Genomic DNA, 16,618 nt, shown 5'->3' on the forward strand with positions numbered 1-16,618 from the left:
GGTGAAATCCGGCGGGGTGTGGGAGCGTGATTCTCGCCACCCTTGATAAGGGTTGCGCTCAGATGAGCGGATCAAGGCCGACTGCACTTCTCCAAGGGGTGGCACTGGGTGCCACCCCTTGATCGTTCATCGACCGAAATCAGTCGCGCCGAGAGGCGCTCATGTGAGCGGTAAACCGCACCTATGGAGCAGGTTGCGTTCAAGAAGTGAAAACAAGGAGCGGCTAGGGCTTGCCAAGCTTTGACTTTCGATCCGCTGGCGGACGGGTGGTTACAGGCGCATGACGCGCAAGTAGACGTACCCATAGACCTTCGATCTGGGTATGTTCCTGGCCGTCAGGGCAGCCACCGTGGCCTCAAGGAGTCGAGACCCGTGTCGGAAAACAAAGAACCCCACGTAACGAAGTTCGTTTACGACTTCACCGAGGGCAACAAGGACCTCAAGGACCTCCTCGGCGGCAAGGGTGCCAACCTCGCCGAGATGACCAACCTGGGTCTCCCGGTGCCTCCCGGCTTCACCATCACCACGGAGGCCTGCAAGGTCTACCTGGAGAGCGGCGCGGAGCCCGTGGCACTGCGTGACGAGGTGAGTGCGCACCTCGACGCCCTCGAGACCCGCATGGGCAAGAAGCTCGGCCAGGCCGACAACCCGCTTCTCGTGTCGGTCCGCTCGGGCGCCAAGTTCTCCATGCCCGGCATGATGGACACGGTCCTGAACATCGGCCTCTCCGACAAGTCGGTGCAGGGCCTGGCCAAGCAGGCCGGCGACGACCGCTTCGCGTGGGACTCCTACCGCCGCCTCATCCAGATGTTCGGCAAGACCGTCCTCGGCGTCGACGGCGAGCTGTTCGAGGAGGCCCTCGACGCCGCCAAGGCGGCCAAGAAGGTCACGGTCGACACCGACCTGGAGGCCGCCGACCTGAAGAAGCTGGTCACCACCTTCAAGAAGATCGTCAAGAAGGAGGCCGGCCGGGACTTCCCGCAGGACCCGCGCGAGCAGATGGACCTCGCCATCAAGGCGGTCTTCGACTCCTGGAACGGCGACCGCGCCAAGCTCTACCGCCGCCAGGAGCGCATCCCCGGCGACCTCGGCACCGCGGTCAACATCTGCTCCATGGTCTTCGGCAACCTCGGCCCCGACTCCGGCACCGGCGTCGCCTTCACCCGCGACCCCGCCTCCGGCCACCAGGGCGTCTACGGCGACTACCTCCAGAACGCCCAGGGCGAGGACGTGGTCGCGGGCATCCGCAACACCGTCCCGCTGGCGGAGCTGGAGCAGATCGACAAGAAGTCGTACGACCGGCTCATGCAGATCATGGAGACGCTGGAGAACCACTACAAGGACCTCTGCGACATCGAGTTCACGATCGAGCGCGGTCAGCTGTGGATGCTCCAGACCCGGGTCGGCAAGCGCACCGCGGGTGCCGCGTTCCGTATCGCCACCCAGCTGGTGGACCAGGGCCTGATCGACGAGACGGAAGCCCTCCAGCGCGTCACCGGCGCCCAGCTCGCCCAGCTGATGTTCCCCCGCTTCGACGAGCAGGCCAAGGTCGACCAGGTGGCGCGCGGCATCGCGGCGTCGCCGGGCGCGGCGGTCGGCAAGGCGGTCTTCGACTCGTACACCGCGGTGAAGTGGTCCCGCTCCGGCGAGAAGGTCATCCTGGTCCGCCGTGAGACCAACCCCGACGACCTGGACGGCATGATCGCGGCCGAGGGCATCCTCACCTCGCGCGGCGGCAAGACCTCCCACGCGGCCGTGGTGGCCCGCGGCATGGGCAAGACCTGTGTCTGCGGCGCGGAGGAGCTGGAGGTCGACACCAAGCGCCGCCGTATGACGGTGCCGGGCGGTCACGTGGTCGAAGAGGGCGACGTCATCTCCATCGACGGCTCCTCCGGCAAGGTCTACCTGGGCGAGGTCCCGGTCGTGCCCTCCCCGGTCGTGGAGTACTTCGAGGGCCGGATGCACCCCGGTGCCGACGACGCCGACGAGCTGGTCGAGGCGGTCCACCGCATGATGGCCTTCGCCGACCGCAAGCGCCGGCTGCGGGTCCGGGCCAACGCGGACAACGCCGAGGACGCGCTGCGCGCCCGCCGCTTCGGCGCCCAGGGCATCGGCCTGTGCCGCACCGAGCACATGTTCCTCGGTGACCGCCGCGAGCTGGTGGAGCGCCTGATCCTCGCCGACACGGAGGCGGAGCGCGAGGAGTCCCTGAAGGCGCTGCTGCCCCTCCAGAAGAAGGACTTCATCGAGCTCTTCGAGGCGATGGACGGCCTTCCGGTGACGATCCGTCTCCTGGACCCGCCGCTGCACGAGTTCCTCCCCGACATCACGGAACTCTCGGTCCGCGTGGCCCTCGCGGAGTCCCGCCAGGAGCCGCACGAGAACGACCTCCGGCTGCTCCAGGCCGTCCACCGCCTGCACGAGCAGAACCCCATGCTCGGCCTGCGCGGCGTCCGCCTCGGCCTCGTCATCCCCGGCCTGTTCACCATGCAGGTCCGCGCGATCGCGGAGGCGGCGGCGGAGCGCAAGTCCGCCAAGGGCGACCCGCGCGCCGAGATCATGATCCCGCTCGTCGGCACGGTCCAGGAGCTGGAGATCGTCCGCGAGGAGGCGGACCGGGTCGTCGCCGAGGTGGAGGCCGCGACCGGTACGCAGCTGAAGCTGGCGATCGGCACGATGATCGAGCTGCCGCGGGCCGCGCTGACCGCCGGTCAGATCGCCGAGGCCGCCGAGTTCTTCTCCTTCGGCACGAACGACCTCACCCAGACGGTGTGGGGCTTCTCCCGGGACGATGTGGAGGCCTCCTTCTTCACGGCCTACCTGGAGAAGGGCATCTTCGGCGTCTCCCCCTTCGAGACGATCGACAAGGACGGTGTCGGTTCCCTGGTGCGCTCGGCCGCGGAAGCCGGCCGCCGCACCCGCCCCGACCTGAAGCTCGGCGTCTGCGGCGAGCACGGCGGTGACCCGGAGTCGGTCCACTTCTTCCACGAGGTCGGTCTCGACTACGTCTCCTGCTCCCCGTTCCGCATCCCGGTGGCGCGCCTGGAGGCGGGCCGCGCGGCGACGCAGTCGGAAGGCAGCGACCACCGCTAGTCCCTGCCGGGCGGCCCGACCCCGGACCAGCCGCTGGTCCCCGACCCTCACCGATCGGCGGCTGTTCCGGCGCACGAAAAGAGAGAGGCGGCACCCTGTGCGGGGGTGCCGCCTCTCGGTGCGTGGGGGTTTCGGCCGGTGTCTTGATCTGGATCACCTGATGTGGTGGAGGGGAGCGAGGGTAAAGGATTCGCCGCGTGAGCATGGCGCTACGTTCTGTGATGGGGCTGCCGGTTGGGGTGGCTGGGATCGCAGAGAGGTGGCGTGATGAAGAAGGCGCTTGCGGGTGTGCTGGCGGCGGGGGTGTTTCTCGCGGGGGCGGGGACGGCGTTTGCGTCGTCCTGGAAGGAGGCCAATCCCATCGAGGTGGACAGGAAGGTCGTCCTCAAGGACATCGAGTACCGGTTCAACCCGGCTCACCACAACCACGGTGCCTTCGAATGGCGGGGCGCCCTGAAGGACCTGGACCCGGGGGACGGGCGCAACGGATACGTGCGGATTCGCGTCGAGAATCGCGGTTGGGTCCATTACTACGGGAAGCAGCGCTCCACGGTCCGCATGCATCACTCCAACTGGGAGGGATCGCAGCTGTACACGGACGACGCCGACATCAGCGTCTGCCTCGACAGGGGTGCGCTCAGGTGGGACGACTGCACCAACGGCGTGCATTTCTCCACCCACCGTTAGAGCTGAGGAACTCGTGGTGTCCGAGATCCTGATTGCTCGGGAGATCCATCTCTCCTACGGCTCTTCCGCAGCCGTTAAAGGTGCCAGCATCGCAGTGCGGCGGGGGGAGATCGCCGCCATCACAGGGCCGAGCGGTTCGGGCAAGTCCTCGCTGCTGTACTGCCTGGCCGGGGTTCTGCCCGTCAGCGCCGGCGAAGTCCGGTTCGAGGGCAGGAAGCTGGGGGAACTCGGCGACGACGAGCTGAGTTCCCTGCGCCGCGACCGGTTCGGGTTCGTCTTCCAATACGGCGAACTCCTGCCGGAACTCACGGTGGAGGAGAACGCGGCGCTGCCCCTGCGGCTGGCAGGGCAACGCAAGAAGGAGGCGCTCGCCACCGCAGGAGAAGTGCTCGGCCGACTGGGACTGAGCGAGGTGCGGGAGCGCCGTCCCGCGCAGGTGTCCGGAGGCCAGAGTCAGCGAGCTGCGGTGGCACGCGCACTGGTGCACAGGCCGACGGTCGTCTTCGCCGACGAGCCGACCGGCTCACTCGACAGCGTGAGCGCACACACGGTGTTGGAGGAGTTCCTCACGCTGGCTCGCTCGCAGGGTTCCGCCGTGGTCCTGGTCACCCATGACACGGAGGTAGCGGACCGGGCGGACACCAGATACCGCATGGTGGATGGTGTACTCACCGGGCAGGATCGGGCAGCCCGGTGATGGAATTCCTTCTGGGGCTGCGGCTGCTGCTCGGCAGCGGCCGAGGCAACCGGGCGCGATTCGCGCTGATGGTGGTCGGCGTATCGATCGGCGTGTGCTGCCTGGCCATCGTGCTTACGATCCCCGGAATGCTCGCGGCACAGGACGCACGCGTAGCGGCCCGGCAGCTGACCTCCGCACCCCCCTCCGAAGCGGACGCCTATCCTCGCGGGCTGGAACGCACCGACCCTTACGACTCGCGGCCCCTCACCCGGATCTTCCTGGCACGCGGTGCGAAGTCCGTCACGCCCCCACCAGGGCTGACGCACTTCCCGGAGCGCGGAGACTTCTACGTGTCCCCGAGGCTGCACGAACTGCTGCGCAAGGACCCCTCGCTGGCCCAACGCCTGCCAGGTCGGGAACGCGGGATCGTCGGCCCGCAGGGGCTGGCGCGTCCGGGGGAACTCGTCGCGTTCGTCGGTATCGGCCGCGATCAACTCCGCGACGGCTACGCCCTTTCGGGCTTCGGGCACGACTGGGTCCCGCCTTCCACCCTCGAGCCGCCGGCGCTCGACATGCTGCGGTACACCATGTCCGGTGCCGTACTGCTGCCGCTTGTCGTGTTCCTCTCCGTATGCGCCCGTCTCTCCGCCGCTGAGCGGGCCCGTCGACTGGCAGCACTCCGGCTGCTGGGCATGAGTGCCAAGGACGTGCGCCGGGTGAACGCCACCGAGACGGTTGTGGCCGCCTGGTTCGGCGCTGTCTTGGGACTCGGTGAGTACTGGATTCTGAACCAGCTCGGCGCGCGCGTCGGTCTACCCGGATTCACCTGGTATCCCAGTGACGGCGCGCTGTCCGGCTCGACCCTCTTCACCTGCCTGGTCGGCTGCCCGGTGCTCGCCTGGTTCGTTGGGCGAGCCAGTGCGCGGAACGCTGTTCTCAACCCGCTGGCCGCTCGCAGGAACGCCGTCGCCAAAGCCCCTTCGAGTCTGGGGTTTCTGCCGCTGCTTGCCGGGACGGGCATCGCCGCCGCCTATTGCATCGCCGGGGCGCTGGGGTACGTACCTCAGGAGACGGCGACCTACGCCGTTCTCATCCCCACCGCAGCCGTGCTGACAGGCATCGGACTCGTGACGGCCCTGCCGGCCCTGTGCAGCTTCACAGCGCGGTGGATCGCCGACTCCACCCGCTCGCTCACGCTCGGCCTCGCCATGCGGCGCAACGAGGCCGAGCCGGGGGGTGCGCTCCGAGTGGCCGCCGGCCTGGTTCTGCTGGTGTTCGCGGTCTCGCTCGTCCAGGGAGTCCTCATCGACATGGACCGGGCCGCCACAACGGACTTCCCGGTTCTGCAGTACGACCTGGCAACGGATCAGTTCGACGCAGCCGGGCAGCAAGCCCTCGCGAGGCTTCCGCACGTACGCGCCCATATTGTCACCGCGTCCGCGGAGCGCGTCGGTGCCTCCGATGCCGAGTCGTCCTCTCAGCTGGTGGTGGCGACGTGTGCCCAACTCCGTGCCGTGGTGTCCCGGGTCGACAAGTGCGTCGACGGGCAGCCGCTGCGACTGTCTGACCCCGAGCAGCCGGGGGAGGACCCTGTGCACGGGAGACTCGTCATCCAGATGGAAGGACACCGTCGGGTCGAGTTCACGGCGCCGGAACGGATCCTGCGATACCGCGACCAGCGCATGGTCTCGGTCTTCGAAAGTGGATCGATCCTCGTCCCGCCCGCCATGCTGCCCAAAGGGGTACGTCCTGCGGAGGCGTTTCTCACCCTGCTCAGCGACTCCGGCCCACAGACCGTGCGCAGGGTCTTCGACGGCATCGGTCGTGTCGCTCCCACCGCCGAAGTGACCGTGCAAGGTGTCAATACCGATGCGCTTCAAGCAGCTGTCATTGTCAGAACGCTTCTCTGCGTTGGCATGGTCCTGGGCCTTGTCATCGGCGTAGCCGCCTACATGGTCGCCGTCATCGACCGAATCCTGGAGCGCCGCTCCCATATCACCGCCCTCACCTTGCTCGGCGCGCGTGCTCGCACAATGCGTGCCGTACAGGTGGCGCAGGTGGTGATGCCGTTGGCGGTGGGGCTGGTGCTGGCCGTGATCACCGGAAAGCTGGTGGAGTCCAGCTATTTGACGGGCGGCGGCGAACCGGTCCTCTGGGACTCCCAAGGCCTCCCCCTCCTTCTCATCGCCGCCCTCGCCCTCCTCCTCATCGCCGCCCTCGGCTCGCTTCCGTTGCTCGGGAGGCGGATTGATCCGGAGTTGATTCGGCGGGATTGAGGGGGTGGGGGAGGCGGTCTTTCGTAATCGGGGGGGATGGCTGATCGTTGGGCCGTGCATCGATGGCGGACGTCAGGGGGCACGAGATGACCAGCATCAGCCGTAGGACGCTGCTGGCGGCCACAGCCGCCGGCGTGCTGACCGGTTGCGGAGGGAACAACGGGCGCGGCGGAGGAGCCGGGGACTCGCTGTCGCAGTGGTATCACCAGTACGGCGAGCCCGGTACCGAGCAGGCCGTCGAGCGGTATGCCGCCGCCTACAAGAAGGCCCGGGTCGAGGTGCAGTGGCGGCCGGGGAACTACGACCAGCAGACCGCCGCCGCGCTGCTCACCGACTCCGGGCCCGATGTGTTCGAGGTCAACGGGCCCACCCTGGACCAGATCCAGGGCGGGCAGGTGGTCGATCTCAGCGATCTGCTCGAGGGGGTCAGGGACGACTTCAACCCGGCCGTGCTCGGGCCGAAGACGTACGAGGGGCGGGTCTTCGGGATTCCGCAGGTCGTCGACATGCAGTTGCTCTACTACCGCAAGAGCCTGCTGAGCGAGGCCGGGGTCGAGCCGCCCCGCACCGTGGACGCCCTCGTGGACGCGGCCCGGAAGCTCACCAAGGGGGCGGTGAAGGGGATCTTCCTCGGCAACGACGGCGGTGCCGGGGCGCTGGGGGCGACTCCGCTCTACGCGGCCGGGCTCGAGCTGGTCACCACGGAGGGGAAGGTCGGCTTCGCCGATTCCGCCGCCGCCCGCACCCTGGGCAAGCTGCACCGGCTGTACGCCGAGAAGTCGCTGCTGCTCGGCGCGCCCAGCGACTGGTCGGATCCGTCGGCCTTCGTGCAGGGGCTCACCGCGATGCAGTGGTCCGGGCTGTGGGCGCTGCCGCAGGTGAGGAAGGAGCTGGGGGACGACTTCGGGGTGCTGCCCTTCCCGGCGGACGGCAGCGCCGGGCGGCCCGCCGCGCCCGTCGGCGCCTACGCCGCCGCCGTCAGCGCGCGCAGCCGGCACCGGGAGGCCGCCAAGGAGTTCGTGCGGTGGCTGTGGGTGGAGAAGACGGAATACCAGGAGGATTTCGCGCTGGGATATGGGTTTCATATTCCGGCACGGATCTCCCTCGCCAAGAAGGCCGCCGCGCTCCGCTCCGGTGCCGCCGCCGACGCGGTCCGGTTCGCCACCGACCACGGCTACGCCCAGCCGCTGCTGTGGACCCCGGCCGCCCAGACCGCCTACCAGGACGCCCTCAGCCGGATCATCAGGGACGGCGCCGATCCGGAGCGGGAAATGCGGGGGGTCGTAGGGAAGGCGGAGGAGGAATTGAGGCGGGTGAAGAAGGGCGGGAGTGCGTCGTGAGGGCGCGGCGGGCGCTGTGGTTCTGGGTGTTCGTCGGGCCGTTCGTCGGCGGGCTGGTTCTCTTCACCTATGTTCCGTTGCTGTGGAGCGTCGCGCTGAGCTTCTTCGACGCGCACAACACCGTCATGCCCACCCACTTCGTCGGACTCGGCAATTATCTGAGAATGGTCGAGGATGGGGCGTTCAGGAGCAGTTTAGGTACTTTTCTTGCTTTTGCCGCGTTCATTGTGCCCGTCACTTACCTCGTCTCGCTCTCCCTCGCGCTGATGGTCAACCGGGTGCGGTGGGCGCGCGCCTTCTTCCGGTCCGTGTTCTTCCTTCCGGCCGCGTGCAGTTATGTGGTCGCGGCCCTCGTGTGGAAGATGTCGCTCTTCAGCGGGGTGCGGTTCGGGCTGGTCAACACCGTGCTGGGCTGGTTCGGGGGTGATCCCGTCGCCTGGCTGGCGAGTGCGGATCCGCCCTGGTACTGGCTCGTCATCGTGACCGTACGGCTGTGGTTGCAGGCCGGGTTCTACATGATCCTCTTCCTCGCGGGGCTTCAGCGGATCGATCCGGTGCTGTACGAGGCGGCCGCCGTGGACGGGGCCCGGCCCGGCTGGACGGTGCTGCGGCACATCACCCTGCCCCAGCTGCGCGCCACCTCGGTCGCGGTGGTGCTGCTGCTCGTCGTCAACGCCTTTCAGGCTTTTGACGAGTTTTATAATCTGTTGTCGGATGCGCGGGGTTATCCGCCGTATGCCCGGCCGCCGTTGGTCTATCTGTACTACGTCGCTCTGGGGCAGGGGCAGGATCTCGGGCTCGGCAGCGCCGGCGCGGTGATCCTCGCGCTGATCATCGCGGTCGTCACGGTCGGACAGGCGCGGTGGCTGCGGCTGGGGAGGGCGGACGCCGATGGGTGACTCTCTGGTGCGGGCGGGGCGGGCGTTGCGGACGGTGCTGCTCCTCGTGCTCGCCGTCGTCTTCCTCGTCCCCTTCTATCTGCTGCTCCGCAACGGGCTCTCCAGCGAGCAGGACATCACCTCGCCGCAGTGGACCTTCCTGCCCCATGAGGTGCGATGGGGCAATGTCGCGGAGCTGTTCCAGGACCCGTCCGTGCCGTTCGCGCGGTCCCTGCTCAACTCCGCGCTGATCGCCGTCGCGACGACGGCCGGCACCCTGCTCCTGGCCTCCCTCGCGGGGTACGGCCTCGCGCGCATCCCGTACCGGCACGCGAACAAGGTCTTCTACGGCATCCTCGGCACCCTGCTCGTCCCGGCCGCCGTCACCTTCGTCCCCAGCTTCGTCCTGGTGTCCTCGCTGGGCTGGGTCTCCACGCTGCGCGGGCTGATCGTACCGACGCTGTTCTCCGCCTTCGCCTGCTTCGTCTTCCGGCAGTACTTCCTGGGTTTTCCAAGGGAGTTGGAGGACGCGGCACAGGTGGACGGGCTCGGGTACTGGCGCACGTACTGGCTCGTGGTCGTGCCGAACGCGCGGCCGGTGTTCGCGGCCGTCGGGACGATCGTGTTCCTCGGAGCGTGGAACTCCTTCCTCTGGCCGCTGGTGATCGGGCAGGACCGGAACGCCTGGACGGTGCAGGTCGCGCTGTCGGCCTTCACCACCTCCCAGGTCGTACGGCTGCACGAACTGTTCCTCGCGGCGGTCGTGTCGGTCCTGCCGTTGCTGGTGGTGTTCCTGTGCTTCCAGCGGTGGATCGTGGCCGGGGTGGAGCGGTCGGGGATCGACTGAGAGCACCGGCCGGGTCAGGCGCGGCGCACCTCGTACACCGGCACCCGCACCGACTCGTCGTCCAGGCACTCCCCGCTGGCCAGGTCGAAGCGCTGCTTCAGCAGCGGGGAGGAGACGAACGGGCGGCCCTGATGGGTGCCGGTCAGGCCCCGCGAGAGGACGGCCGCGCCGGTGAACGGGTCGACGTTGCCGATGGCGTACACCCGGTCGGTACGGTCCCGGAAGAGCGCCACCTGGCGGCCGTCCGGCAGCAGGGCCGCCACTCCACGGCCCGGTACCAGCCGGTCCAGGTCGCAGACCGGGAGCCAGCCGTCGGCCAGCCGGAGCTCGATCTTCAGGTCGGTGGTGGTCTCGAGTGCCAGGGTCATCGCTGGGCGCTTCCTTCCAGGACGTCGGCCGGGGTTCCGGCGGGCCGCGTGCCGATGGACAGCAGCGGCAGGTCGGGCTTGATCTGGTCGCGCTCGGGGACGAAGGCGACCACCGGGTCGGGGGTGTCGGGGGCGTTCACGAAGGACACGAACCGGGCGAGCCGCTCCGGGTCGTTGATGGTCTCCGCCCACTCGTCTCGGTAGTGCGCGACATGCGCCCGCATCAGCTTCTCCAGCTCGTCGCAGATGCCGAGCGAGTCGCGCACCACCACGTCCCGGACGTGGTCCAGGCCGCCCGGGATCCGCTCCAGCCAGGTCGAGGTGCGCTCCAGGCGGTCGGCGGTGCGGATGTAGAACATCAGGAACCGGTCGATCAGCCGGACCAGTTCGGCGTCCGACAGGTCCTGGGCGAGCAGGTCCGCGTGGCGCGGGGTCGCGCCGCCGTTGCCGCCGACGTACAGGTTCCAGCCGTTGGCGGTGGCGATCACCCCGAAGTCCTTCGACTGGGCCTCGGCGCACTCGCGGGCGCACCCCGAGACCGCGGACTTCAGCTTGTGCGGGGAGCGCAGACCGCGGTAGCGCAGCTCCAGGTCGATCGCCATGCGGACGGAGTCCTGGACGCCGTAGCGGCACCAGGTCCGGCCCACGCAGGACTTCACCGTGCGCAGCGACTTGCCGTACGCGTGCCCGGACTCGAAGCCGGCGTCCACCAGCCGCGCCCAGATGAGCGGCAGCTGCTCGACCCGCGCGCCGAACATGTCGATCCGCTGGCCGCCGGTGATCTTCGTGTAGAGGCCGAAGTCCCGGGCGATCTCACCGATCACGATCAGCTTCTCGGGGGCGATCTCCCCGCCGGGGATGCGCGGCACGACCGAGTACGAGCCGTTCTTCTGGAGGTTGGCGAGGAAGTGGTCGTTGGTGTCCTGGAGCGCCGCCTGCTCGCCGTCGAGGACATAGCCGCTGGCGCCGATCGTCGGGGCCAGGGAGGCGATGATCGAGGCCACCGCCGGCTTGCACACCTCGCAGCCGTCGCCGCCCCGGGCGCCCTCCCGGCCGTAGCGGTCGAGGAGGTCCCGGTACGACGTGATCCGCAGCGCCAGGACGATCTCGTACAGCTCCTCGCGGGTCTGCCCGAAGCAGCCGCACAGCCCCGTGTCCACCTCGATGCCGGACGCCTCCAGCTCGGCGTCCACCAGCTGGCCCAGCACCTTGACGCAACTGCCGCAGCCGGTGCCCGCCCTGGTGCACTTCTTCACTTCGGGCACGCTGGTGCACCGGTGCTCCGTCACCGCCTCGCGGATGGCGCCCTTGCTGACGTTGTGGCAGGAGCAGACGATCGCCTCGTCGGGCAGCGCCGACGGGCCGAGCCGGGCCCCCGCGTCCGCTCCCGCGGGCAGGACGAGCGACTCGGGGGAGACGGGCGGCACCGAACCGGTCAGGGCCCGCAGAGTGCCGTACGCCTCCGCGTCACCGACCAGGATGCCGCCGAGCAGCGTGCCGTCCTTGCCGATGACCAGCTTCTTGTACAGGCCCGCGCGGGAGTCGGAGTAGACGACGTCCAGGCAGTCCTCGGTGGTGCCGTGCGCGTCGCCGAAGGAGGCCACGTCGACGCCGAGCAGCTTCAGCTTGGTGGACAGGTCGGCGCCGGTGAAGGACGCCTCGTCGGCGGCGATGGTGGCCGCGGCCGTCTCCGCCTGCTCGTAGCCGGGCGCCACCAGGCCGTACACCCGGCCGTCCGCCGCCAGCGCGCACTCGCCGATCGCGAACACCCGCGGGTCGCCGACCGTACGGCACTGCTCGTCCACGGCGATGCCGCCGCGCTCGCCGACCGTGAGGCCGCACTCCCGGGCCAGCTGGTCGCGGGGCCGGACACCGGCGCTGAACACCACCATGTCGACGTCGAGTCGCGAGCCGTCGGACAGCTTCATCCCGGTGACCGAGCCGTCGTCGCCGACGACGATCTCCTGGGTGCCGGTGCCCGTGTGCACGGTCAGGCCCATGCCCTCGATGGTGCGCAGCAGCGCCGCGCCACCGCCCTCGTCCACCTGCACCGGCATCAGCCGCGGCGCGAACTCCACGATGTGCGTGTCGAGTCCGAGGCCCTTCAGCGCGCCGGCCGCCTCCAGGCCCAGCAGCCCGCCGCCGACCACGGCACCCGTCGTCGCCCTCGCCTTCGCGTACTCCTCGATGGCCAGCAGGTCCTCGATGGTCCGGTAGACGAAGCAGCCCGCGGCGTCCTTGTTCGGCACCGGCGGCACGAACGGGTAGGAGCCGGTGGCCAGGACCAGCACGTCGTAGCCGACGGTCAGCCCGGAGCGGGCGGTCACCGTGCGCGCCGCCCGGTCGATCGTCTCCGCCGGGTCGCCGAGGTGCAGCTCGATGCCGTGCTCCGCGATGAAGTCGAGGTCCGTCAGGGACAGGTCCTCCGGGGTGCGGCCGGCGAAGTAGGAGGTCAGCTGGACCCGGTCGTAGGCCGGACGCGGCTCCTCGCACAGCACGACCACGCGGTGCGTCGCGGTCAGACCGCGTTCGCCGAGCGCTTCGAGGAAGCGCTGGCCGACCATGCCATGGCCGACGAGCACGATCGTGGGGCGGTCCCCGGCAGGTGCGGTCGTGGACATCAGGAGCCTCCGTCATTCGTGAGCAGGTGCAGCAGGGGGCCGTCGTCGGGGAGCGGCTCCGCTCCCTCCCAGGCGCGGGCGAGCGCGCCGACGGTGCCGAGTTCGCCGACGAGGACCCCGCCGACCAGGCGGTCGTCGCGGACGACGACCTTGCGATAGGTGCCCCGGGTGGCGTCGGCGAGCCGCACCACGTCGTCGCCGGGGCGCGCCTCCGGCTCGCCGAAGGCGGCGAGGTCGAACGGCGCGTCGGGTCCGGTGAGGGTGAGCCGGGTCAGGGAACGGGTGCCGGTGTAGCGCGCGTCCGGGTCCCCGGCGAGCAGCCCGGCCAGCGCGTCGGCCTGTTCCAGCGCCGGGGCGGCCAGGCCGTAGACCGTGCCGCGGTGCTGGACGCAGTCGCCGACGGCGCGGATGTGCGGGTCGGAGGTGCGCAGTTCGTCGTCCACCAGGATGCCCTGGTGCACGGCGAGTCCCGCCTGCTCCGCCAGACCGGTGCGCGGCCGCACCCCGCAGGCGAGGACCACCAGGTCGGCGTCGAGCGCGTAGCCGTCGGCCAGTTCCACCGAGCGGACCGCGCCCGCGACCGAGCGCACGTTGCGCACCCGGCACTCGGTGTGCACCTCGACGCCCAGGTCCGTCAGATGCCGCAGCACCAGGCGGGAGGCGTCCGGGTCGAGCTGGCGTTCCATCAGCCGCTCGGCCTGCTGGGCGAGGACCACCTGGGCGCCGCGCACGGCGAGCGCGCGGGCCGCGGAGACCCCGAGCAGCCCGCCGCCGACGACGACCGCGCGCACCCCCGGCCGGACCGCCTTGGCCAGCCCCAGGCAGTCGTCCATGGTGCGGAACGCGTGGACGCCCTCGGGCAGCTGGTGGCCGGGGGTGAACAGACCGCGCAGCGGCGGCAGTACCGGGTTGGAGCCGGTCGCGAGGACCAGGGTGCCGTATGCGATCGAGGTGCCGTCGGCGCACTCGACGGTCCGCCCGGACCGGTCGATCCCGGTGACCCGGGTACGCAGCAGGCCCTCGGGGGCCGGGAGGCCGATCACCTCGGGGGCGTACCGGCCGGCCAGCACCTCGGCGAGCAGCACCCGGTTGTACGGCGGGTGCTCCTCCTCGCCGACGAGCAGCGCGGGCGTGCCCAGCTCGCCGAGCCGCCGGGCGAGCCGTACGCCCGCGAGGCCGGCGCCGATCACCACCACACGCGTATTCGAGGTCATGTCCCTGAGCGTGCGTCCCCGACGTTACCCGGCAGCATCACCTCTGTTTCCCGTGCGGAACGCTGCCCTCAGCGGGGGCGCGCCGGGGGTGTGAGGGTCCCGCGCGGGCGGCGGGAAGGGCTGTGAGGGTTCCGCAGGGGCGGCGGGGCGGTCGCGTGCTGCTCTAGGGTCGTGATCATGCCCGACATACCCGTGACCGTCGTAGCCCTGCTGTGTGTGGCCGCCCTGGCGGCCGGATGGATCGACGCGGTGGTCGGCGGGGGCGGGCTGCTGCTTCTGCCGGCCCTGCTGCTCGGCCTGCCCGCCGCGACCCCGGCCGCCTCCGTGCTCGGCACCAACAAGGCGGTCGCGATCGTGGGGACGAGCGGCGCGGCCGTGACCTACGCGCGCCGGGCGCCGCTGGACGTCGGCATGGCGGTGCGCATCGGCCTGGCCGCGCTCGCCGGTTCCTCCGCCGGGGCCTTCTTCGCCGCCGGGATGAGTACGGAGGTGCTCAAGCCGGTGATCATGGTGGTGCTGCTCGGGGTCGCGGCCTTCGTGATCCTGCGCCCGGCCTTCGGCACGGCACCGGCGGCGGGCCCGGCCACCCGCCGGCAGAAGCTCGCCGCGATCGGCCTGGCCGGCCTCGGCATCGGCGGCTACGACGGCCTGATCGGCCCCGGCACCGGTACCTTCCTGGTCCTCACGCTCACCGCGCTGCTCCCGCTGGACCTGGTCACCGCCTCCGCCACCGCCAAGATCGTCAACTGCTGCACCAACGCCGGGGCCCTCGCGATGTTCGCCTGGCAGGGCACGGTCCTGTGGCAACTGGCCGCGCTGCTGGCCGCGTTCAACCTCGCCGGCGGCATGCTCGGCGCCCGCACCGCGCTGAAGAAGGGCAGCGGGTTCGTCCGGGGCGTGCTGCTGACGGTGGTGTTCGCGCTGGTGGCGAATCTGGCGTACGAGCAGTGGCTGGCGTAGGACCCGCTCAGTCCTGTCCGGCCAGCGTGGACCGCAGCAGCCGCTTGTCCGGCTTGCCGGCCGCAGTCAGCGGGATGTCCGGCACCAGGTGCAGGGCGTCGGGGGCGTAGAGGCGCCCCTTGCGGGCGGTGACATGGTCCCGGATCTCCGCGAGCGAGGGCCGGTGCCCGGCGGCGGGCACCACGGCCGCGTGGACATGCTCCACCGACTCCTCGTCCCGCACGCCGAAGACCGCGCACCGGGCCACCCCCGGATGGCCGAGCAGCAGCTCCTCCAGCTCCGCCGGATACACATGGCCCCCGACGACCACGATCATCTCCTTGATCCGGTCCACGAGGTAGAGAAAGCCGTCCTCGTCCAGACAGCCGACGTCGCCGGTGTGCACCCAGCCGTCCCGCAGCACCTGCGCGGTCAGCTCCGGCTGCTTCCAGTACCCGCTCATCACATACGGCGAGCGCACCTGCACCTCGCCGCGTTCGCCGGGCGGCAGGGTGGTGCCGTCGGCGTCCCGGACGGCGATCTCCACCCCGGGCAGGGCCCGGCCGACGGTCAGCTGTCCGCCCGGGCCGGTCCGCTCCACGTCACCGGGCCCCGCCTCCGTGATGTGCTGGGTCTCGGCCTGCCCGTACAGGCCGTAGAGCACGGGTCCCAGGGCCTTGGCCGCCTGGCGCAGCCGGGCCGGTGAGGCGGCCGTGCCGCCGTAGGTGACCCGGCTCAGGCCGGACAGGTCGGTGCCGGGCAGGTCCGGGTGGTCCAGCAACTGGTAGAGCAGCGGCGGCAGCAGCCAGGTGTGGGTGATGCGCTCGCGCTCGATCGCGGCGAGCACGTCCCCGGGCTCGAAGCCGTGCCGCAGGACCACCGAGCCGCCCTGGTACAGCGCCATGTCGGCGAGGATGCCGGCGAGATGCGCGAGGGGGGTGCAGGCCAGGAAGCGGGGCGGGTCGCCGGCGCCCGCGAGGCCCCGGTCCAGGGTGCTCAGGTACGAGCCGTGACGCATCCGGATGCCCTTGGGGATGCCGGTGGTGCCGCCGGTGTGCCGGATGCACCAGTCGTCGTCCGGGCCGACCGGAGCGGTCACCGGCCGTGCGGGGCGCCGGGCGGCCGCGGCGAGGACGTCTTCGATGTCCTGGGCGAGGGTGTCTCCAGCGAGGCCGCCTTCGGCCGGGCCGTCCTCGCCCGGGCCGTCCTCGGCGAGGCCGCCGGGTCCGAGGCGGAGCATCGGGGGAGTGCCGGGTACGCCCGCCAGTTCCCGTGCGGGCCCCTGCTGCCGGCCGTCCACCAGGAGCAGGGCGCAGTCCGTGCTCGCCATCAGGGCGGCCATGACCTGCGCGCTCATGCCCTCGTAGAGGCCGACCACCCGGGCGCCGGCGAGATTGGCGGCGTAGCGGGCGGTCAGTGCCTCGGCGGTGTTGCCGGTGAGCAGGGTGACGGTGGTGCCGCGGCCCACCCCGCGCGCGGCGAGTTCCGCGCCGAGCCGGAGGACCTGGTCCCGGAACTCCCCCGCGCTGATCACCCGCCCCTCGGCGGTGGTGACGGCGGCGCGGGACGGGTCGGCGGACAGGGTGTGCAGGACGGCCTCCACGTAGCTGCGGAAACCGGCCTCGGCGGTGCCGGGGTGCTGGCTCATCGCGGGTGTTCTCCCTGGTCGGACCGGG

12 protein-coding genes are annotated in these 16,618 nt (G+C 70.5%); 8 read left to right on the forward strand and 4 right to left on the reverse strand.

Translation table 11 applies throughout. The features are described 5' to 3' along the window. Positions 1 to 372 precede the first annotated feature (372 nt). From ppdK to ACZ5CZ_RS11490, 7 genes are all read left to right on the forward strand, one after another. Positions 373 to 3,093 (forward strand): pyruvate, phosphate dikinase, encoded by a 2,721-nt coding sequence (gene ppdK / locus ACZ5CZ_RS11460; protein ID WP_468941615.1) that lies wholly within the window; start codon positions 373 to 375, stop codon positions 3,091 to 3,093. A 267-nt stretch (positions 3,094 to 3,360) separates the two neighbouring features. Next, positions 3,361 to 3,780, forward strand: a complete 420-nt coding sequence (locus tag ACZ5CZ_RS11465) for a hypothetical protein (protein ID WP_385844701.1) — start codon at positions 3,361 to 3,363, stop codon at positions 3,778 to 3,780. Positions 3,781 to 3,796: 16 nt separating this feature from the next. Beyond that, entirely contained in the window at positions 3,797 to 4,477 is a 681-nt protein-coding gene (locus ACZ5CZ_RS11470; protein WP_385844702.1) for an ABC transporter ATP-binding protein, read from the forward strand. Further along, a complete protein-coding gene (locus ACZ5CZ_RS11475; RefSeq protein WP_468941618.1) occupies positions 4,477 to 6,735 on the forward strand; it encodes an FtsX-like permease family protein in 2,259 nt (752 codons plus the stop codon). Before ACZ5CZ_RS11470 ends, ACZ5CZ_RS11475 begins: the two co-directional genes overlap by 1 nt. Before the next feature lie 86 nt (positions 6,736 to 6,821). Beyond that, positions 6,822 to 8,075, forward strand: a complete 1,254-nt coding sequence (locus ACZ5CZ_RS11480) for an ABC transporter substrate-binding protein (RefSeq protein WP_468941621.1) — start codon at positions 6,822 to 6,824, stop codon at positions 8,073 to 8,075. Beyond that, positions 8,072 to 8,974: a carbohydrate ABC transporter permease gene (locus ACZ5CZ_RS11485; protein WP_385844705.1), complete on the forward strand. Its 903-nt coding sequence runs from the start codon at positions 8,072 to 8,074 to the stop codon at positions 8,972 to 8,974. The genes ACZ5CZ_RS11480 and ACZ5CZ_RS11485 overlap by 4 nt, the downstream gene beginning before the upstream one ends. Further along, positions 8,967 to 9,800: a carbohydrate ABC transporter permease gene (locus ACZ5CZ_RS11490; protein ID WP_385844707.1), complete on the forward strand. Its 834-nt coding sequence runs from the start codon at positions 8,967 to 8,969 to the stop codon at positions 9,798 to 9,800. The genes ACZ5CZ_RS11485 and ACZ5CZ_RS11490 overlap by 8 nt, the downstream gene beginning before the upstream one ends. Positions 9,801 to 9,814: 14 nt before the next feature. Here ACZ5CZ_RS11490 and nirD read toward each other — a convergent pair whose 3' ends face one another. From nirD to ACZ5CZ_RS11505, 3 genes are read right to left on the reverse strand one after another with little or no spacing between them, the layout of a single operon-like run. After that, positions 9,815 to 10,168, reverse strand: a complete 354-nt coding sequence (nirD, locus tag ACZ5CZ_RS11495; protein WP_468941624.1) for a nitrite reductase small subunit NirD — start codon at positions 10,166 to 10,168, stop codon at positions 9,815 to 9,817. Beyond that, positions 10,165 to 12,789, reverse strand: a complete 2,625-nt coding sequence (gene nirB, locus ACZ5CZ_RS11500; protein WP_468941626.1) for a nitrite reductase large subunit NirB — start codon at positions 12,787 to 12,789, stop codon at positions 10,165 to 10,167. The genes nirD and nirB overlap by 4 nt, the downstream gene beginning before the upstream one ends. Further along, the gene (locus tag ACZ5CZ_RS11505; RefSeq protein WP_468941628.1) at positions 12,789 to 14,003 is read right to left on the reverse strand and encodes an NAD(P)/FAD-dependent oxidoreductase; all 1,215 of its coding nucleotides are present in this window, start codon (positions 14,001 to 14,003) and stop codon (positions 12,789 to 12,791) included. Before ACZ5CZ_RS11505 ends, nirB begins: the two co-directional genes overlap by 1 nt. A gap of 177 nt (positions 14,004 to 14,180) precedes the next feature. Here ACZ5CZ_RS11505 and ACZ5CZ_RS11510 point away from each other — a divergent pair, with 177 nt between their 5' ends. Beyond that, the gene (locus tag ACZ5CZ_RS11510; RefSeq protein WP_385844713.1) at positions 14,181 to 14,963 is read left to right on the forward strand and encodes a sulfite exporter TauE/SafE family protein; all 783 of its coding nucleotides are present in this window, start codon (positions 14,181 to 14,183) and stop codon (positions 14,961 to 14,963) included. Between the two features lie 7 nt (positions 14,964 to 14,970). Here ACZ5CZ_RS11510 and ACZ5CZ_RS11515 read toward each other — a convergent pair whose 3' ends face one another. Next, complete coding sequence (locus ACZ5CZ_RS11515) at positions 14,971 to 16,590, reverse strand: AMP-binding protein (protein WP_468941631.1); 1,620 nt, start codon at positions 16,588 to 16,590, stop codon at positions 14,971 to 14,973. Between the last annotated feature and the right edge of the window lie 28 nt (positions 16,591 to 16,618).

It is taken from the genome of Streptomyces sp. NPDC031418, from assembly GCF_055581605.1.